19 protein-coding genes are annotated in these 18,868 nt (G+C 66.2%); 9 read left to right on the top strand and 10 right to left on the bottom strand.

Annotated elements, in window-relative coordinates:
- Nucleotides 1-125: 125 nt before the first annotated feature.
- Genes C6A82_RS22050 through C6A82_RS22025 form a run of 6 tightly spaced genes read left to right on the top strand, consistent with a single transcriptional unit; the run spans nt 126 to nt 6,726 of the window.
- Nucleotides 126-1,118 (top strand): sugar-binding transcriptional regulator, encoded by a 993-nt coding sequence (locus C6A82_RS22050; RefSeq protein WP_105345103.1) that lies wholly within the window; start codon nt 126-128, stop codon nt 1,116-1,118.
- 12 nt (nt 1,119-1,130) lie between these two features.
- Complete coding sequence (locus C6A82_RS22045) at nt 1,131-2,501, top strand: ABC transporter substrate-binding protein (protein WP_396836507.1); 1,371 nt, start codon at nt 1,131-1,133, stop codon at nt 2,499-2,501.
- Nucleotides 2,501-3,475, top strand: a complete 975-nt coding sequence (locus tag C6A82_RS22040) for a carbohydrate ABC transporter permease (protein WP_105345084.1) — start codon at nt 2,501-2,503, stop codon at nt 3,473-3,475. Before C6A82_RS22045 ends, C6A82_RS22040 begins: the two co-directional genes overlap by 1 nt.
- Nucleotides 3,475-4,344: a carbohydrate ABC transporter permease gene (locus tag C6A82_RS22035; RefSeq protein WP_105345082.1), complete on the top strand. Its 870-nt coding sequence runs from the start codon at nt 3,475-3,477 to the stop codon at nt 4,342-4,344. The genes C6A82_RS22040 and C6A82_RS22035 overlap by 1 nt, the downstream gene beginning before the upstream one ends.
- Nucleotides 4,345-4,372: 28 nt before the next feature.
- On the top strand, nt 4,373-5,455 hold the full coding sequence (locus C6A82_RS22030; protein WP_105345081.1) for an ABC transporter ATP-binding protein: 1,083 nt from the start codon (nt 4,373-4,375) through the stop codon (nt 5,453-5,455).
- A 5-nt stretch (nt 5,456-5,460) separates the two neighbouring features.
- On the top strand, nt 5,461-6,726 hold the full coding sequence (locus C6A82_RS22025; protein ID WP_105345079.1) for a DUF4032 domain-containing protein: 1,266 nt from the start codon (nt 5,461-5,463) through the stop codon (nt 6,724-6,726).
- 54 nt (nt 6,727-6,780) lie between these two features.
- Here the strand turns inward: C6A82_RS22025 and C6A82_RS22020 are convergent, their stop codons facing one another.
- Entirely contained in the window at nt 6,781-7,644 is an 864-nt protein-coding gene (locus tag C6A82_RS22020) for a type IV toxin-antitoxin system AbiEi family antitoxin (protein ID WP_105345101.1), read from the bottom strand.
- Nucleotides 7,645-7,769: 125 nt separating this feature from the next.
- On the bottom strand, nt 7,770-7,997 hold the full coding sequence (locus C6A82_RS22015) for a hypothetical protein (RefSeq protein ID WP_105345077.1): 228 nt from the start codon (nt 7,995-7,997) through the stop codon (nt 7,770-7,772).
- Between the two features lie 31 nt (nt 7,998-8,028).
- Here C6A82_RS22015 and C6A82_RS22010 point away from each other — a divergent pair, with 31 nt between their 5' ends.
- Complete coding sequence (locus C6A82_RS22010; protein ID WP_199193556.1) at nt 8,029-10,341, top strand: ATP-dependent DNA ligase; 2,313 nt, start codon at nt 8,029-8,031, stop codon at nt 10,339-10,341.
- On the opposite strand, the gene rnhA is transcribed toward C6A82_RS22010, so the two are convergent.
- Genes rnhA through C6A82_RS21975 form a run of 7 tightly spaced genes read right to left on the bottom strand, consistent with a single transcriptional unit; the run spans nt 10,281 to nt 15,746 of the window.
- A complete protein-coding gene (rnhA, locus tag C6A82_RS22005) occupies nt 10,281-10,802 on the bottom strand; it encodes a ribonuclease HI (protein ID WP_311101472.1) in 522 nt (173 codons plus the stop codon). The genes C6A82_RS22010 and rnhA overlap by 61 nt on opposite strands.
- A gap of 3 nt (nt 10,803-10,805) precedes the next feature.
- Complete coding sequence (locus tag C6A82_RS22000; RefSeq protein ID WP_105345345.1) at nt 10,806-10,985, bottom strand: helix-hairpin-helix domain-containing protein; 180 nt, start codon at nt 10,983-10,985, stop codon at nt 10,806-10,808.
- A gap of 22 nt (nt 10,986-11,007) precedes the next feature.
- Nucleotides 11,008-11,682: a VOC family protein gene (locus tag C6A82_RS21995; RefSeq protein ID WP_105345343.1), complete on the bottom strand. Its 675-nt coding sequence runs from the start codon at nt 11,680-11,682 to the stop codon at nt 11,008-11,010.
- Nucleotides 11,679-12,746 (bottom strand): alcohol dehydrogenase catalytic domain-containing protein, encoded by a 1,068-nt coding sequence (locus tag C6A82_RS21990; RefSeq protein WP_105345341.1) that lies wholly within the window; start codon nt 12,744-12,746, stop codon nt 11,679-11,681. The genes C6A82_RS21995 and C6A82_RS21990 overlap by 4 nt, the downstream gene beginning before the upstream one ends.
- An 8-nt stretch (nt 12,747-12,754) precedes the next feature.
- Nucleotides 12,755-13,684, bottom strand: a complete 930-nt coding sequence (gene pfkB, locus C6A82_RS21985) for a 1-phosphofructokinase (RefSeq protein ID WP_158261635.1) — start codon at nt 13,682-13,684, stop codon at nt 12,755-12,757.
- Nucleotides 13,681-14,466 carry a DeoR/GlpR family DNA-binding transcription regulator gene (locus tag C6A82_RS21980; protein ID WP_105345338.1) on the bottom strand — a complete coding sequence of 262 codons (786 nt, stop codon included), beginning with the start codon at nt 14,464-14,466 and terminating at the stop codon, nt 13,681-13,683. Before C6A82_RS21980 ends, pfkB begins: the two co-directional genes overlap by 4 nt.
- A complete protein-coding gene (locus C6A82_RS21975; RefSeq protein ID WP_105345337.1) occupies nt 14,463-15,746 on the bottom strand; it encodes an L-fuculokinase in 1,284 nt (427 codons plus the stop codon). Before C6A82_RS21975 ends, C6A82_RS21980 begins: the two co-directional genes overlap by 4 nt.
- Before the next feature lie 95 nt (nt 15,747-15,841).
- Here C6A82_RS21975 and C6A82_RS21970 point away from each other — a divergent pair, with 95 nt between their 5' ends.
- Together C6A82_RS21970 and C6A82_RS21965 are read left to right on the top strand one after the other, a co-directional pair.
- A complete protein-coding gene (locus C6A82_RS21970; RefSeq protein ID WP_105345335.1) occupies nt 15,842-16,675 on the top strand; it encodes a ketose-bisphosphate aldolase in 834 nt (277 codons plus the stop codon).
- Between the two features lie 35 nt (nt 16,676-16,710).
- Complete coding sequence (locus tag C6A82_RS21965) at nt 16,711-17,550, top strand: SDR family oxidoreductase (RefSeq protein WP_105345334.1); 840 nt, start codon at nt 16,711-16,713, stop codon at nt 17,548-17,550.
- Here the strand turns inward: C6A82_RS21965 and C6A82_RS21960 are convergent.
- On the bottom strand, nt 17,547-18,761 hold the full coding sequence (locus tag C6A82_RS21960; RefSeq protein ID WP_105345332.1) for an MFS transporter: 1,215 nt from the start codon (nt 18,759-18,761) through the stop codon (nt 17,547-17,549). The genes C6A82_RS21965 and C6A82_RS21960 overlap by 4 nt on opposite strands.
- Nucleotides 18,762-18,868: the final 107 nt, after the last annotated feature.

Below are 18,868 nucleotides of genomic sequence, written 5' to 3'. Positions count from 1 at the left end.
CGTCACACTGACCATGCTAGCGTGATGAACATCTACTCGCACCCCTGAGCATTTGCTCACAGGTTGGCTGAAAGGTAGGTCGGCCCGTGGTCGCATCGACGTCGAACGGCGAGGTCGCCGGGACGATCGATGGCTCGCACAAGGACCGTGGCGCCAGCCCAGAAGACCTGCGCTTGGCTTTGCGCGCGGCGAAGCTCTACTACCTCGACGGGCTCACCCAGGCTGAGATCGCGAGTCGGCTGGGGGTGTCGCGGCCGACGGCCGGACGGCTGATCGCGCGGGCCAAGGCCAACGGCCTCGTCCGCATCGACGTCGTCGTCCCGCCGGACCTGCGCGACGATCTGCATGCCGATGAGGAGCGCGAACTCGAGCGGCGGTTCGGCCTGACCGAAGCGGTGGTCGCCGGTCACGGCATCGACGTCGGGGCGCCAGGGCGGCCGGCAGCGTTCGCCAGCGTCGGCCGCGCGGCGGCGGCACTCTTGATGCGCCGGTTGACACCCACCGACGTCCTCGGCTTCACCTGGGGTCCTGAACAGGTCGCGGTCGCCACCGCGATGGCGCCCGGTGTGGCGAGTTGCCGCGCGGTAGTCCAGCTGGACGGCGCCATGTCGAGCGCCGCGTATCAGACCGGCACCGAGTTCATTCTCAGCCGCTGCGCAGATGTGTTGCGGGCGACGACGATCCGCCTGCCCGCGCCCCTGTATGCCGATCCGTCAACCGTGGCGTCCATGCGGAGCGACTCGCTGATATCACGCACGCTCGAGGCCGGCAGGCGTGCCGACGTGATGTTGTTCGGCGTCGGCGCCGTTTCCACCTCGACAACCCTATTCGAGGGCAGCTTCCTCGACACCAGGATGCTCGACGAGCTGATCAAGCTCGGTGCGGTGGGCGAGATCGGCGGGCGGTTCTTCGACGGTCATGGCGCACCGGTCGAGACCGAACTGCAGTTGCGTGCTGTGTCGGTTCCGCTCGAGGACATCAAGGCCTGCGAGAAGACGATCCTGATTTCCAGCGGCGCGGCCAAACACCACGCCACGCTGGGCGCGCTCCGAGGAAAGCTCGCCCGACTATTGGTTTGTGACATCGATTGTGCCCGTTGGTTATTGGCGCAGGATTAAGGGAGGTTGAAGGTGAAGCCGTTACGAAGAGCACTGCACCGGTTGGCTGTGTGTGCCGCCGTATCGGGGCTCGTCCTGACCGCCGGCTGTGCCGGCGCGGGAAGCTTCGGAGCCTCGGACAACGAGGTGACAATCGCATTGGTCTCGAACTCGCAGATGACGGACGCCCAAGAGCTTTCGACAGATTTCGAGGCGAAGAACCCCGGCACGAAACTCAAGTTCATCACGCTGTCGGAGAACCAGGCCCGCGCAAAGATCACCATGTCGGCGGCGATGGGCGGCAGTGAGTTCGACGTCGTGATGATCAGCAACTTCGAGACACCCCAGTGGGCACGAGACGGTTGGCTGCTCAATCTCTCGGAGTACGCGAAGAACACGCCCGGTTACGACGAGAACGACTTCATCCCTTCACTGCGTGACTCGTTGTCCTATGAGGGCAACATGTACTCGGTGCCGTTCTACGGCGAGTCATCGTTTCTGATGTACCGCAAGGATCTGTTCGAACAGGCCGGCATCAAGGTCAACCAGGACAAGAGCTATCAACCCACCTGGCAAGAGGTCGCGGACTGGGCCAAGACGGTCAAGACCGATGACCGGGCCGGCATTTGCCTACGCGGGAAGCCGGGCTGGGGCGAGGTGCTCGCACCGCTGGACACCGTCATCAACACCTTCGGCGGCCGGTGGTTCGACGAGAACTGGAACGCCCAGCTCAACAGCCCCGAGGTGAAGAGGGCGGTCAACTTCTACGTCGACCTCATAGGTCAGGCCGGCGAACTCGGCGCATCCTCATCGGGTTTCCAGGAGTGCGCCAACCTGTTCGGCCAGGGCCAGACCGCGATGTGGTACGACGCGACCTCGGCGGTGTCGGTGCTCGAGGACCCCAAGTCCTATCCCGAACTTCAGGGCAAGATCGGCTACCTGGCTGCCCCAATCGCCGAAAAGGCGAACTCGGGATGGCTCTACACCTGGTCGCTGGGCATTCCGCAGGGAGCCAAGAATCCCGATGGTGCATGGAAGTTCATCTCGTGGATGACCAGTAGAGAGTACTTGAGAATGGTCGGCGAAAAGCTGGGCTGGGCTCGCGTCCCACCGGGCAGCCGAACCTCGACATACACCGAACTTCCTGAATACGAGGCGATCTCGAAGTCCTACGGACCGCTGACACTGCAGTCGATCAAGAACGCGACGCCGAACAAGCCGACGGTGCAACCCGTTCCGTACACCGGCGTGCAGTTCGTCGGCATCCCCGAGTTTCAGGATCTCGGTACGCGGGTCAGCCAACAGATCAGCGCCGCCATCGCCGGCCAGAAATCGGTCGACGACGCGCTCGAACAATCACAGAAATACGCCGAGGTCGTCGGCCGGACCTACCAGGAGAAGTGATGACCGTTACCGCTGAGACCGCGACCGAGGCCGACGAAAGGGCCGTGGCCGAACGGGTTCGAAAGATACGGGAGCGCCAGAACGTCGGCGTGAGCCGTGCCGAGGGTTGGCGACGGCGCGGGCCACTGCTTCCCGCCCTGATCTTCATGATCGTCGTGACGCAGATTCCGTTCTTGCTCACGCTGTACTACTCGACGCTGTCGTGGAATCTGGTCCGTCCGGGGTCACGTCAGTTCGTCGGATTGAACAACTACATCGCCGTGGTGCAGGACAGCCAGTTCTGGCGGGTCGGCATCAACACAGTGCTGTTGATCGTTGTGGTCGTGCTGGTGTCGGCGCTGCTCGGTCTTCTGCTCGCGCTACTGCTCGACCGGGCTTTCCTCGGACGCGGCGTCGTCCGGACACTGTTGATCACGCCCTTCCTCGTCACACCCGTTGCGGCGGCATTGATCTGGAAGACGACCATCCTCGATCCCACCAACGGCATCCTGAACTGGCTGCTGTCACTCCTCGGGATCGGTCCGGTCGACTGGATCGGTGAGTACCCGCTGACGATGGTCATGGTCGAACTGATCTGGCAGTGGACGCCGTTCATGATGCTGTTGATCCTCGCCGGCCTCCAGTCGATGCCTCGCGACATCCTGGAGGCCGGTCGAGTCGACGGTGCGGCCGCGTTCCAACTCTTCCGGGAGTTGACGCTGCCCCACCTTCGGCGCTTCATCGAGTTGGGCGTCGTGCTCGGCGCGATCTATCTGGTCAACACCTTCGACGCCATCTACATGATGACGCAGGGCGGGCCGGGCATTGCAAGCGCGAACCTGCCGTTCTACATCTACCAGCGCGCGTTCCTCGGCTTCGATATGGGCCAAGCCGCGGCAATGGGCGTGGTGGTCGTGATCTTCACGATCATCATCGCGAACTTCGCCCTTCGGTTGATCTTCAAATCGTTCTCCGGCAAGGAAGAGGCCGCCTGATGACCACAACAGTCGAGAAGACCGCCGCGACGCCGAGTTCCGCCGCGCCATCGAAAAAGAAGGCTCGAAAGTTCAGTCCGTGGGGAGTCCTTGCCTGGCTCGCCGGTCTCGGGTTCTTCTTCCCGGTGTTCTGGATGGTGTTGACCGCCTTCAAGTCGGAGGCCGACGCGGCCACGAGTCCGCCGAAGCTGATCTTCAGCCCGACACTGGACCAGTTCAAGGCCGTCTTCGAGCAGGGCATCGGCCCGGCGTTCCTGAACTCGGTGTTCGCCACCGGCATCTCCACAGTGCTGGTATTGCTGCTAGGTGTCCCTGCCGCGTTCGCTCTGTCGCTACGGCCGGTGCGCAAGACGCAGGATGCGCTGTTCTTCTTCATGAGCACCAAGATGCTGCCGATCGTCGCGGTGATTCTGCCGCTGTACGTCATAGTGTCGAACATCGGTCTGCTGGACAACATTTGGGCGCTGGTGATCCTGTACACCGCGATGAACCTGCCGATCGCGGTGTGGATGATGCGGTCGTTCTTTCTCGAGGTGCCCGGCGAACTGCTCGAGGCGGCGAGCCTGGACGGCGCGAGCCTGTGGCGGTCGGTGCGTGAGGTGATTCTCCCGCTGGTGTCACCCGGCATCGCGGCCACCGCGCTGATCTGCGTGATCTTCGCCTGGAACGAGTTCTTCTTCGCGGTGAACCTGACCGCCGTCAACGCTCAAACCATGCCCGTGTACCTCGTCGGCTTCATCGCCGGTCAGGGTCAGTACTGGGCCGTGCTGTCGGCGGCCGCAACCTTGTCCGCACTTCCCGTGATCCTGTGCGGCTGGTTCGCGCAGAACAAACTGGTGCGCGGGCTCTCATTCGGCGCGATCAAGTAACTTCCCCCACTTCGAAGGAGAACCAACCATGGCTGCAATCACCTACAAGAACGCCTCGTGCATCTACGAGGGTTCCGACAAGCTCGCGGTCGACAACCTCAACCTCGACATCCAAGACGGCGAGTTCGTCGTCCTGGTCGGGCCGTCCGGGTCGGGCAAGAGCACCGCGCTGCGAATGCTCGCCGGGCTCGAGGACATCGACGAGGGCGCCATCGAGATCGGCGGCAAGGACATGACGGGAGTGCCGTCCAAGGACCGCGACATCGCGATGGTCTTTCAGAACTACGCGCTGTACCCGAACAAGACCGTCGCAGAGAACATGGGCTTCGCGTTGAAGCTGCGCGGCGTTTCGGCCCAGGAGCGGCGCCGCAAGGTCGAGGACGCCGCCAAGATCCTCGACCTCACCGAGTTCCTGGATCGCAAGCCCGCCAAGCTCTCCGGCGGTCAGCGGCAGCGCGTCGCCATGGGCCGCGCCATCGTCCGCGAGCCGCAGGTGTTCTGCATGGACGAGCCGTTGTCGAACCTCGACGCGAAGCTGCGTGTGCAGACGCGCACCCAAATCGCCGCGCTGCAAAGGCGTCTCGGCACAACCACCGTCTACGTCACCCACGACCAGGTCGAGGCGATGACGATGGGTGACCGCGTCGCGGTGTTGCGGTTCGGCAAGCTGCAGCAATTCGCCTCGCCGAACGCGCTGTACGACAGGCCTGCAAACGCATTCGTCGCAGGCTTCATCGGCTCGCCGGCGATGAACCTGCTGACCGCGCCGATCGCGTCCGACGGTGTGCGCATCAGTGAGGACTCCACGCTGCCGCTCGAGCGCGACGAGCTGACCCGGCTTCACGATGCCGGGGTCGACAGGGTCACCGTCGGCGTCCGGCCCGAGGATCTCGAGGTCTCGCCCGGAGGCGGCATCGACGTGGTGATCGACCTGATCGAGGACCTGGGCAGCGAAACCTACCTCTACACCCACGCCCATCCCGACGTGCAGCTGGTGGCGCGGTCGCTGTCCCGCACGCCGGTCAAGCTCGCCGACACCGTTGAGCTGCGCCAGAAGCCGGAGGGCAAGGTTCACCTGTTCCATCCGGACACCGGCGAGCGCATCAACTAACGACCGTGCGCGCGCCGGAGTTCCGGCTTCGGACGCCCACCGCCGGTCTGCTGGCGCTGCCGTGGGACCAGCCGTTGTCGCAGTGGAACATCCCCGATGTCCCACTGCGCGACATCGCCGTCGGCCCCAGCAGGCACCTGGTGAAGTTCGTCGAGGCGGACGACGCGCTATGGGCGGTCAAGGACATGCCCGCGCGGCTCGCCGCCAAGGAGTACGAGGTTCTTCGCAGGCTCGAGGAGATGGAGCTGCCCGCCGTGCGCCCGGCGGGTCTGGTTGTGCAACCCGAATTCGACACGGCAATCCTGGTCACCCGCTACCTCGAGGGGTCGTGGCAGTACCGTCGCCTGTTCCTGCGGCTGCCGCCCGACCAGCCGAAACACCGGGCCCGGCTGCTGGACGGGATGGCGGGCCTGCTGGTGGAACTGCACAGGCACGGCGTGTTCTGGGGCGACTGTTCGCTGGCGAACACCTTGTTCTCCCGCGACGGCCAGACGCTGCAGGCGTGGCTCGTCGACGCCGAAACCTCTGAGGTGCACCCCACGTTGAGCCGTGGACAGCGCGGGCACGACATCGAGATCATGGTGGAGAACGTCGCGATGGGACTGGTCGATCTCGCCGAGCGGCTGGAGGCGCCGGAGCAGTTACAGGACACGCTCATCGCCGAGGCCGAGCATCTGCGCGATCGTTATGAGGCGCTGTGGGATGTGCTGCACGCCGAGCCGGTGTTCGGTTTCGCCGACCGCTATCGCGTCGAGGGGACGGTCCGTCGGCTCAACGAGCTGGGCTTCGCCGTCGACGAGGTGTCGCTGCAGCCGGTCTCCGACGATCCGAGCCGACTGAAAATCCATGTCGCGGTTGGTGATCGGCGCTACCACGCCCAGCGTTTGCGGGAGCTGACCGGTTTGGACGTCGGCGAGGGGCAGGCCCGGATTCTGCTCGGGGACCTACAGGCCTACCGGGCGCAGCTCTGCCGGGAGGTCGGTCATCACGTCGACGAGTCGACGGCCGCGCGGTTGTGGGTGATCGAGGTGGTGACACCCACCGAATACCTGGCTCACGCTGCGCTGAACAACACCGGCACGGCCATCCAGGCCTATTGCGACCTGCTCGAGGTGCGGTGGCTGCTCAGCGAGAAGGCGGGCCGCGACGTCGGCACCAACGCTGCGCTGGCCGCACTGCGCGGCGACGTCATTCCGACCGACTCCGCCGCCAAGATGGTCGTCGCGGAGGTGCCGACGGCGCCCATGCCCGTCATCGAGTTGGACGACTAGCGGCGCGTTGTTCGGGCACGCGAGTTCTACGTGAGGGTCGTATATCTCGCGGATTCACGACCCACGCGCAGATCTCGGTGGTGTCCAGCCTCGTTTGGCGAATGCGTCTCGGACGCGGTGCAGGTTGTATCGCCTGCTGTGTTCTTTGACGACGCGGATATCGATCCAGCCCTCGCCGTCGATCAGATCCGCGCGGCCGATTTCGTGAACGTATTGACGCCGATTCTCGCTATGGTGCGACCCTTCGTAATCCAGACCGACCTTCGGCTCGTCGTATCCCATATCGATGAACGCTTCATTGAACCCGTCGCTGACCCTGATCTGCGTTCGGGGCGCAGGCAACCCGTCGTCGATCAGCTGCAGACGCAGGCGCGTTTCGCCCGGAGACTGTGCGCCACCGTCCATGAGTGCCAGGGCCACCCGCGCACGCCGGACGCCGCGGGCGCCGCGGTATCGCTCCGCCAAGGCGATCACCTCGTCGAACGTCACGCCCGTCGCGGCGGCCAATGCGTCCAAGTGCGGTACCGCGATATCGCGTGGCAGATGCCGGGCGATGTCGAGTGCCGTGCGCACAGGACTCGTCACGGGTAGCTCGCAGAGGTACGTGATCTCGTCTGAAGCGATCCGCTCCTCGTGGACGATGACACCCGCTCGGCGGCGTGTGTGTTCGGCGATGATCTCGATCGGCGTCGATGCGTCGACCCACCTGGCGCCGTGGAGGGCGGCAGCGGCCCGCCCGGCTATCACTCCCTTGCGGCCCGTGCACAGCCAGGCCGCGAGTGTGCTCGTGTGGAGAGTCGCCTGTGCGTCGTTCGGGAGATAGACACCGCGTTGTACCAACGTGTGTCGCCAGCGCAATTGACCTCGCGTCAGCCGCCCTTCGCTGATCGCCTCGGTGCCGATGAATGGATCCCGCATGCCGAGATCGTCGAGGAGGCCCCCGACGAAACAGGCCTGGAGCAGCGAGTTCTGCGCGAGGGTTGTGGATAACCGGCGATCGCGACCCTGGTGCAGAAGTCGCGACGCAAGCTCGCGCGGCAAGCCTAGGTGACGGGTTCCTCGCCGGGGTTGGTCCCGAAGCCGACCTGCGGGTTGGCGCCCGACGAGTCGTGCGTGAACACCTGGCTCGGCATCAGCCTGCAGTTGTTGTCCATGGGGGTTTGATCGCCCGAGCAATAGGGCACGAGATCAGCGGGGTCCGCGGATGCGATTGGACTGCCCAGCGCCGCCGCGGCGGCAGCCATCAGGCAAGCAGCGAGAATTCGCCTCATCACTTAACGGTACAACGGGTATTACGTTGGCGTGGTGGAACGATTCGGCCGGGTCAAGCTGACCAACCCGGACAAGGTGCTGTACCCGGCGACGGGCACGACCAAGGCCGAGGTGTTCGACTACTACATCAACGTCGCCGAGGCGATGATTCCGCACATCGCAGGCCGCGCCGTCACCCGTAAGCGCTGGCCCAACGGGGTCGACGAGCCGTCGTTCTTCGAGAAGCAACTGGCAAGCTCGGCGCCCGACTGGCTGGACCGGGCGTCGATCACTCACAAGTCCGGCACCACAACGTATCCGATCATCAACACCGCCGAAGGGCTGGCGTGGATCGCGCAGCAGGCGTCGCTGGAAGTGCATGTGCCGCAATGGCGTTTCGTCAACTCGTGGAGTCGCGAGGGAGGGGCCGAGCAGATACCGGGGCTGGCCACCCGCGTGGTCTTCGACCTCGACCCCGGCGAGGGCGTCACCTTCCGCCAGCTCTGCGAGGTGGCGCACGAGGTGCGCGAACTCATCACCGGCATCGGCCTTTCCACCTTCCCGTTGACCAGCGGAAGCAAGGGTGTGCATCTGTATGTGCCGCTGGAGAAGCCGATCAGCTCGCACGGCGCCTCGGTACTGGCCAAGCGGATCGCGGTACAACTCGAGAAGTCGATGCCCAAGCGGGTGACGGCCACCATGACCAAGAGCCAGCGCACCGGCAAGGTATTCGTGGACTGGAGCCAGAACAACGGCAACAAGACCACCATCGCGCCGTACTCGCTACGTGGTCGCGACGAGCCGACGGTCGCGGCGCCGCGCACCTGGGACGAGGTCGAGGATCCCGATCTGCGGCATCTGCACTTCACCGAAGTGCTCGAGCGCCTGCAGCGCGACGGCGACCTGCTGGCGGCGATGGACGAAGACGCGCCAGTGGCCGACGCGCTCTCCACCTACCGCAGCATGCGCGACGCCGGGAAGACACCCGAGCCGGTTCCGAACACTGCGCCCGTCACGGGCAACGACAACTTCTTCGTCATCCAGGAACACCACGCCCGGCGTCTCCACTACGACTTCCGCCTCGAGCGGGACGGGGTTCTGGTCAGCTGGGCGGTGCCGAAGAATCTGCCGGATACGCCGTCGGTCAATCACCTCGCCGTGCACACCGAGGATCATCCGCTCGAATACGGCACCTTCGAAGGCGAGATCCCGAAGGGCGAGTACGGCGGCGGCAAGGTGATCGTCTGGGACTCCGGCACCTACGAGGCCGAGAAGTTCCGCGACCCGGGTGTCAACGGAGAGAAACCCCTCGGCGGTAAAGGCGAGGTGATCGTGACGCTGCACGGCAGGAGGATCGCCGGCCGGTATGCGCTGATCCAGACGAACGGCAAGAACTGGTTGGCGCACCGGATGAAGGAGCAGGCCGAGCCGCAGGCCGGCGACCTCTCGCCGATGCTCTCGACCGAAGGCTCGGTCCAGAAGCTGAAGAAGACTCAGTGGGCGTTCGAGGGCAAGTGGGACGGCTACCGGGTACTGGTCGACGCCGATCACGGCAGGCTAAACGTGCGCTCGAGACGCGGGCGTGACGTCACTGGCGAATTTCCCCAATTCGCCGCGCTCGCAGCTGATCTGGCCGATCACCACGTGATCCTCGACGGCGAGGCGGTGGCTTTGGACAACGATGGAGTGCCCAGCTTCAGCGAGATGCAGAACCGCGCACGCTCGACGCGCGTCGAGTATTGGGCCTTCGACGTGCTCTACCTCGACGGGCGGTCACTGCTCAAGGCGAAGTACTCCGACCGCAGGCGCATCCTGGAAACGCTGGCCGAGGGCGGAGGTCTCATCGTTCCCGACCAACTTCCCGGCGACGGGCCCGAGGCGCTGGAGTACGCACGCAAGCAACGCTGGGAGGGCGTGGTCGCCAAGAAGCGCGACTCGACCTATCAGCCGGGCCGACGGTCGGCGTCGTGGGTCAAAGACAAGATCTGGAACACTCAGGAGGTCGTCATCGGCGGCTGGCGCCAAGGCGAAGGCGGGCGGTCCAGCGGCATCGGCGCGCTGATGCTCGGCATTCCCGACCCAGACAACCCGGCTGGCGGCCTGCAGTTCGTCGGCCGGGTCGGCACCGGCTTCACCGACAAGGCGCTGAAGAGTCTCAAGGCCGCCCTCAAGCCGCTCGAAACCGATGAATCACCCTTCAACGCGCGGCTTTCCACGCAGGACGCCAGGGGAGTGACGTTCGTTCGGCCGGAACTGGTCGGCGAGGTCCGCTACAGCGAGCGGACGTCGGATGACCGCTTGCGTCAGCCGAGCTGGCGGGGGCTGAGGCCCGACAAGACGCCCGACGAGGTCGTCTGGGAGTGAGAGCCGTCGATCGCCGCCTGCATGCCCCGGGTCGCGAGCACGTCGGCCAACTCGTTGTCCGTGATGCCCGAATGCCCTTTCACCCAGAACCATTGGACTTGGTGTCGTTCGCACGCAAGCCGGAGCCGCCGCCAGAGGTCGGCGTTCTTCACCGGTTGCTTGGCGGCGGTCAGCCAGCCGTTGCGTTCCCAGCCGAACACCCACTTGGTGATGCCGTTCCTGACATAGGTGCTGTCGGTGTAGAGGTGCACCACAACAGGTCTCGTCAGCGCTTCGAGCGCCATGATCGGCGCGGTCAGCTCCATCCGGTTGTTGCTTGTCTGGCCGCGCTCACCGCCGCACATCTCGCGGACGTGCTCGCGCATACGCAGCACCGCGCCCCAGCCGCCGGGTCCCGGATTCGGCCTGCAGCCGCCGTCGGTGTGAATGACCACTGTTTCGTCTCGCGCGGACTCGCTCATCTCTCATTGCCCCCGTGCCTCGCCGAGGAGCCGCACAGCCTTCGGCCCGACGCCGTGCAGCGCGAGCAGCTCGTCGAGATCTGTGGGCAGGTCCGCCAGCGTTCGATAGCCGGCATCGATGAGTGCCCCTGAGGCGGACCTGCCGATCCGGATCCCGTCGAAGACGGGGCCGCGGTCGGTCATGCGCAGAGGATAGGCATGGCGGTCAGCGGTCGCCTAAACGACGCGCCGAGATCATCGCCGTCCGGACGGACATTCCGAGGTCGCCATGTCGAAGTGTCGTGATCCGGCGTCCCGGCTGCACCGCGTCCTTCACCGGCGCCGTGCGGTTGCCGAAGAACGCGGCGGTCGCGTCGATATCCGCCACGACATACGTGAGGCCCCAGAGCGTGGACGGACCGTCGCCCGCCGCTCCCGGCGAGCCGACGACCTCGACGATCACCTCCCCGAAGCGAAAGAAGATTTGGCGGATCGGCCGTCCGCCGAGTTCACCGTCCCGCTCTCGGCGCGGCTCCGCCCCGACAGCGGCCAGCGACGCGACCGTCCGTCCCAGGTCGGGCGACAGCAGCACAACGTGGTCGATCGCGGTGACACCGTTCACATGTTCGGCAGGCATGGCAGCGGCCGCGTCGGACCGCGTGGTCGGAACGCCGTCGAGGTCGTCACGCGACCAATCCGGCGGCAGCCCGCGCAGTGACCACCCGACGATGCCGCTGCCGGTGCGTGATGTCGCCGCCGGTGCGGCTCCGCGCTCATGGCCGATCAGCCGGATGCGAACGCCGTCGACCCGACAGACACCGTCGGAGTCCACGCTGAACCCGGCCCGCCTCCACGCGTCCGCCGGGTCGGCGACCTCGAATCCGTCAACGCTGACGGTCATGGCTCGGGTATCAGGCTGACCTTGACGGACGCGTCCCCGCGGCCGACGAGGTCGATGCCGTCGCGAAACTCGTGAAGCGGTAGTCGATGCGTGCAAATGCGTTCCAGCGGAAGCGCTTTCGCCTCGATCATCGAGATTGCCGTCGGCCAGCAGTACGGCCCGAGATGTGCGCCGAGCACGTCGAGTTCCTTCACGTCGCTGATGACCGTCCAGTCGACGGTGACCGGCGCGCCGAAGACCCCGTATTCGACGTAGCGGCCCAGTTTGCGCAACATGTCGAGGCCCTGCGGGACCGCCGACGGATGGCCGGTGGCATCGAGATAGACGTCGGCGCCATAGCCCTCGGTCATGTCCAGCACCACCGACTGCACGTCGTCATCGGCGATGTTGAGGGTGACATCGGCCCCGCACGCGGCGGCCAGATCAAGCTTGGCCGGCACCGAATCGAGTGCGATCACGTGCGCCGGGCTCTTGGCGCGTGCGCCTGCGATCATGCCGAGCCCGATCGGGCCGCAGCCCGCGACCACGACGACGTCGCCGAAGGCGATCGACGCGCGTTCGACCGCGTGCAACGCACAGGACAGCGGCTCGGCGAACGCCGCGTGCGCGGCGGGTACGTCGGCCGAGATCTTGTGCACGATCGCGTCGGCGGGATAGATCATGTACTCCGCCATCGCCCCGTTGACCTTGCGCCGGAATCCGAAGATGTTGTGCGGCGCGCACATCCAGTACTGGCCGCGGCGACAGAACCGGCATTTCCAGCACGGTACGATCTGCTCGGCGACCACACGGTCGCCTGTGTCGACGCCCCACCGCTGACGGCCCAGATCGTCGATGGCCACGATCTCGCCGACGAACTCGTGCCCCGGGGTCACCAGCAGGTCGACGTTCGGCGGGACGGGTCCGTCACCCCAGTACATCGGCGCGCCGTGATAGCACTTGAGGTCGCTCGCACAGATCCCGACGGCCTGCACCTTCACCAACGCCTCACCCGGTCCCGGAGTCGGCACGGGAATCCGCTCGAGCCGGTAGTCCTCGCGGCCGTGAATCACGACTGCCTGCATAGTCGAACTCAACCCAATCTCCTCTCGAGATCGATTGCGGCGGTCGTAGTCGCCTGCGCGGTGGAAACATTGGGCGAGAACAACGTTCCCTCGTTCTGGACGGCGGCCGCGCCCCACCGCAGGGCGGTCGCCAACGCCTCGCCGCGCCCGTGCGGGCAGCTCAGGTATCCGGCGAGCATGGCGTCTCCGGCGCCGACGGTGCTGACGACCTTTTCGACAGGGGCATGACCCCATATTGCACCCGTCGCGTCGACGAGGACTGCGCCGTCACCCCCGAGGCTGGCCAGTACGGTGCGAGCGCCGCGGCGGCGCACCTCCTGCGCGGCGTCGATCACGTCGCCGAGGGTGTGCGGCAGACGGCCGGTCAGCTCGGCCAGCTCCTGAACGTTCGGCTTGACCAGATCCGGTGCTGCAATGAGGCTTTGGGCTAAAGCGTCCCCTGACGTGTCGACAGCGACCGGCACACCGTTTGTGTGCGCCACCTCGACGACATCGCGGTACCAGCCGACCGGCATACCCGTGGGCAGGCTGCCCCCGCACACAAGCCAGCAGGCGTCGCGGACCTGTTCGGTGACCGCAGCCAGCAGGCGGTCCGTCTCGTCGAGGCTCAGCGCGGGGCCCGCCTCGTTGATCTTGGTGACGCGGCCGTTCGGCTGGGTCAGGCTGATATTGCTGCGGATCTCCCCAGCGATCGGTACGACGAGGGTGTGCAGGCCTGCGTCGGCCAGCATCTGCTGCAACTGTGCGCCAACCGAACCGCCTGCGGTCACGAGAGCACGCGTCGGCACATCAAGTGCATGCAGTGCAAGAGCGACGTTGACGCCCTTGCCGCTCGGCTCACTGCGGCTGCGTCGGCTGCGGTTGATCGAACCGAGTACGACGTCGTCGAGGAATACGGTGCGGTCCACGCTCGGGTTCGGTGTGACGGTGACGATCACACTCGCTCCACTTCGATTCCGGCGCTGCATAGTTGCGCATAGTGGTCGTCGCTGAGCCCGGTATCGCTGATCAGCACGTCGATGTCGTCGAGATCGGCATGCTTAATGCCCTTGACGACCCCGAATTTGCTGTGGTCGGCGAGCACGATTCGCTTGGCGGCACAGCCCAGCATCAGTCGCTTGACGGCCGCCTCGGCCGGGTCGGGCGTGGTCAATCCGCGTTCGACCGAGATGCCGTTGGTGCCCAGGAACGCGACGTCGACGTTGATCTCGGCCAGCGCCCGCGCAGCCCAGTCGCCGACTTCGGCGAAGGTGACGTTGCGCAGCCGTCCGCCCAGCGTGAAGACGGTCAGCCGGGGCCGGGTCAGCAGCGACATCGCAAGCGGGACAGTGTTCGTGTACACGGTCAGGTCGCGGTCGCCGGGAAAGAGCTCGACCAGCTTGGCGGTCGTGGAACCGGCGTCGATCAGCACCGAGCCCGCCACGGGCAGATGGGCCAGCGCGGCCGCCGCGATGCGGATCTTCTCCGACGCCAACTGTGTTCGCGTCTCGACCGCGGGTTCGAAGGCGAGCGCCTGCACGGGCACCGCGCCGCCGTGCACCCGGCGCAGCAGTCCCTGGCGTTCGAGGGCGATGAGGTCCTTGCGGATGGTCTCCCCGGTCACGCCAAGAGCATCGGCGACCTCCATGGCGTCGACTCGGCCGCTGCTGAGCAGGCGGTCGAGGATGTGATTCTTGCGCTGGTCGGCGTAGGGCGTACGGGCGTCGAGACCGTCTGTCATGGCACCACCGCCGATGACATCGATGCGTCGGCGGCAGCCGCCTTGGCCGCCAGCAGCGCCGCTCCGCGGGCACCGGCCTCGTCGACGTCGGCGAGGACGAGTGCGCCGAACCTTCGGCGCTTGACCGCGAGAAGTCCCGTGCTTCGCGACCAGCCGCCGGTGACGACCAACCGTCGATGCTTTCCACTGCGTGTGCTCATGGCGTCGTGGATCTCGGCGGCCTGTTCCGTGACGTCTTCGAGAGCTGCGCGCCATACGTGGGCGGGGCTGTCGCCGTCGTCGCGCCTCGGCAAGGCGGTGGCATCGGCGTCCAGCCCGGGCAGGTCTGAGCTGTCCTTGCCGAGTCGGGCCAGTGTGCGTTGCAGTGCAAGCCCGCCCTGCGTGGCCCCTAGCAGACACCAGTGGTCGGCGACGGCGTGCCAACCGGTGGTGATCCCCGCTTCGGCGAGGTCGGCGACGACGTCGGCGGACAAGCCCGGCGGGATGGTCCTGACGAGTGCTTCGGCCGTACCGCACGAGTCCAGTTCGTCACCGGGTCCGTCGGCGCCCGCGCCGACCACCGCGGCCTGGTGATCGTGGCCGGCGACGGTCAGCACCGCCCCGGTCAGTCGCGCGATCCCGACGTCGGCGCAGACATGACCCAAAGGGGTTCCCGCAGTGACTAATTGCGGCATCAGCGAACGGCCGGCGCCCGACCAGTCCAGTGTGTCCTCCCACCACTCGCGCTGCGCGAGGCGCAGCCATCCGGTGCGAGAGGCAAGCGACTGTTCGACTGCCTCCTCACCACCCAGTCCGCGCACGATCCATTCCGCGACGTTGAGTCGGCGCACGGCCCTACCCGCCGAAGGGATGTTGTCGAGCAGCCACCGGTGCTTCGTGAGCGACCACTGCTGCCGGAGCGGCAGACCGGTTGTCGCCGAGAACAACTGTGCCCCAATCACTTCACGGAGGCTTTCCAACTGTGCGTCGTCGCGGGTGTCATGCCAGGCGATCACCGGGGCCACCGACTCGCCGCGCGCGTCGAGGAGCACTCCGGATTCCGCGAGGCTCCCCACCCCTAGGCCGCCGATGTGTCCGGGGGGACAGTCCGTGAGGGCCTCCGCCACTGCGGCTTTGGCGGCGTCGAGCAGGTCGGTCGCATCGAGTTCGGCACCGGTCGCCGTCACCGTCCACGGCGTGGCGGCGCGTCCGGAAGCCACCGGATCGCCGTCTTGAGTGAACACCACGGCCTTGCTCGTGGTCGTCCCGACGTCGAGGCCGACGAACAGCGTGCCGTGCATGGCCCTCCCGGGCGGAGAATCTTGTTGATTTGGAAACTGATGGATATAGTTGCGCTTTGTTGGGGTCGTGTCAAGCAATCGCCGAAGGACATCCGATGCCGCTCGCCCGTACGGCTGACCTGGTTTCCACTGCGTACCGCGCCGGTTCGGGGCTGCTCGCGTTCAACGTGATCACGCTGGAGTCCGCCGAGGCGATCGTCGCGGGCGCCGAAACGGCCAACCGGCCCGTCATCCTTCAGATCAGCGAGAACGCGGTGAAGTTCCACAACGGCCGGCTGGCGCCGATCGCCGCCGCGGCGACCGCTGTCGCCGCTGCGGCCGCCGTTCCGGTTTCGGTCCACCTCGACCACGTGGAGGACGAGCAGCTGCTCCATGCCGGCGCCGAAACCGGCGTCAGCTCAGCGATGTTCGACGCATCGAAGCTGGAGTACGACGCGAACGTCGCGGCCACGAAGGCGGCGGCGGACTGGGCGCACGACCGCGGAATGTTTCTCGAAGCCGAACTGGGCGAGGTCGGGGGCAAGGACGGGGCTCATGCGCCGGGAGTGCGCACCGACCCGGCGGAGGCGGCCGCGTTCGTCGCCGCGACGGGAGTCGACGCGCTGGCGGTGGCCGTTGGTAGCTCGCATGCGATGTCGGAGCGGACCGCCACGTTGGACTTCGACCTCATCGGCCGGCTGCGGTCGGTCGTTCCGGTGCCGCTGGTGCTGCACGGATCCTCGGGCGTCGCCGACGACGACCTGCGCAAGGCCGTGGGCGTGGGCATCACCAAGATCAACGTCGGGACTCTGCTCAACGTCCACTTCACCGGGGCGGTGCGCGGATTCCTGGAGTCCGACGACGGCGTCACCGATCCGCGCAAGTACCTCGCGCCTGCGCGCAACGCGATCGCCGATGTGGTGGCCGCGATGCTCAACACGATCGGCTGACCGCTAGCGCTAGGCAGTCGCATAGCATCGCCATCATGAGCAGAGTTGCGGTTATCACCGGCGGTGCGGGAGGCATGGGAATTGCGACGGCGAAGGTCGTGGGGCGCGACCACACCGTCGTCCTCGCCGACGTCCGGCAGGACCGCCTCGACGAAGCGGCCGCCGCGCTCGACGGTCTCGGCGTCACGGTCACGGCCGTCAACTGTGACGTCACCGACCGCAGCGCCGTCGATGCGCTGCTCGAAACCGCCTCGGGCCTTGGCGATCTCGCATCGGTCATCCACGCCGCGGGCGTCAGCCCCAGCATGGGCTCGGCTGAATACGTCATGCGGACCAACGCGATCGGCACGCTCAACGTCAACGAGAGCTTCTTCGCGGGCGCGCAGAAGGGCGCCGCCATCGTCAACATCGCGTCGGTGGCCGCTCACCTGATGCCCGAAACCATGCTTCCGACAGAGCATTTCCCGCAGGCGCTGACCGACGAGGACGCCTTCATGACGGACATGCTGGCGGCCTGTGCCATCGCTCCCGAGGAGATGCGATCCGGCATCGCCTACGCCGTCAGCAAGAGCTTCGTGCGGTGGTACAGCAGCTCGCAGTGCGAGCGCTTCAACGGCAAGGGCCTGCGCATCCTCTCGGTGTCACCGGGATCCTTCGAGACCGAGATGGGCCTGATCGAGGCGGAGGCCGGCGCAGGCGCCATGGTCGCCGACGCTGCGATACCGCGCTGGGGCAGACCGGAGGAGATGGCCGACCTGCTGGCGTTCTGCGCAAGCGACAAGGCCGGCTATCTCACCGGCACCGACATCCTCAACGACGGCGGGGTGGTGGCGTCGATGACCGAGCGCGCCAGGGTCGCCGCCGACGGCGGCTAGGCGCTGGTCCTTCGCTGCACCACCAATGAGCCGGTGAGGACGAGCATCCCCGCGGCGGAGAGCACCGCCCCTGCGGCTGCGGGTGCGATATAGCCGTACCCGGCCGCGATGACGAGCCCGCCGAGCAGAGCGCCGATCGCGTTGGCCATGTTCAGGGCCGAGTGGTTGAGGCAGGCCGCCAACGTTCTGCCGTCGTGCGCGACGTCCATCAGCCGGATCTGCAGTGCAGGCCCCATCGCCGACCCGGCAGCGCCGATCGTGAACAACACCAGCAGCGCCGTCCACGGGTTGTGGGAGGCCAACACGAATATGGTCAGTGCGACGCCGAGGGCGCTCATCGTCACGTACAGGCTTCGAACCACCGAAACGTCCGCCATCTTGCCGCCGACCAGGTTGCCCACCACCATGCCGAGGCCGAACACCATGAGCGCCAACGGAACCAGTGCACGGGGCATCCCCGCGACATCGGTCATCGTCGTGCTGATGTAGGTGTACACCGCAAACATTCCACCGAATCCGACCACGCCAACCAGCATCGCCAGCCACACCTGCACGCGCCTGAGCGCGCCGAGCTCCGTGAGCGGGCTGGTCACGTGCATCGACCGTAGCGGCGGGAGCCAGAATGCGATCGCGGTCAGGGTCATCACCCCGACAGCGACGACGAGACCGAACGCGCTGCGCCAGCCGAGGGCCTGGCCGAGCCACGACGCCATCGGCACACCGACAACGGTCGCAACGGTGAGACCCGTCATCACATGCGCTACGGCTTTGGCCCGCTTCTTCGGTCCCATCAGGAAGGACGCCACCATTGCGGCGACGCCGAAGAACGCCCCGTGCGGCATACCGGCGACGAACCGGGCGACGATCAGCATCTCGTACGACGGCGCGAACATGCTGGCCAGGTTGCTGATCGTGAATATCGCCATCAGTCCAAGCAGCACCGCCTTTCGGGACATTCGCGCGGTGGAGGCGGCGATCAGCGGTGCCCCGACGACCACGCCGAGTGCGTATGCCGAAATCACATGCCCCGCAGTCGGTTCGGAGATCGCGAAACTGGACGCGATATCCGGCAGCAATCCCATCGCGACGAACTCGGTGGTTCCGATGCCGAACCCGCCCAGGGCAAGCGCGAGCACCGCGAGCCACCGCACCGATGGAGCGGGTGCCACGACGGAGACGGGCGTCGAGGGACGGTCAAGCGCGGTGGTCACAAACGTTGGACCTTTCCTGTGGTCGGACGTGCGCAACGGTAACGAGACTTTCGGGACTCGGCAAACTGACTTAGGCATTTTTGCGGTAAAAGTGAGGCAGGTTACGA

Origin of the sequence: Mycobacterium sp. ITM-2016-00318 (genome assembly GCF_002968285.2) — a bacterium.
Taxonomy (GTDB): domain Bacteria; phylum Actinomycetota; class Actinomycetes; order Mycobacteriales; family Mycobacteriaceae; genus Mycobacterium.
Note: the sequence above shows the minus strand (reverse complement) of the source record. Positions and strands in the feature narration are given on the sequence as shown.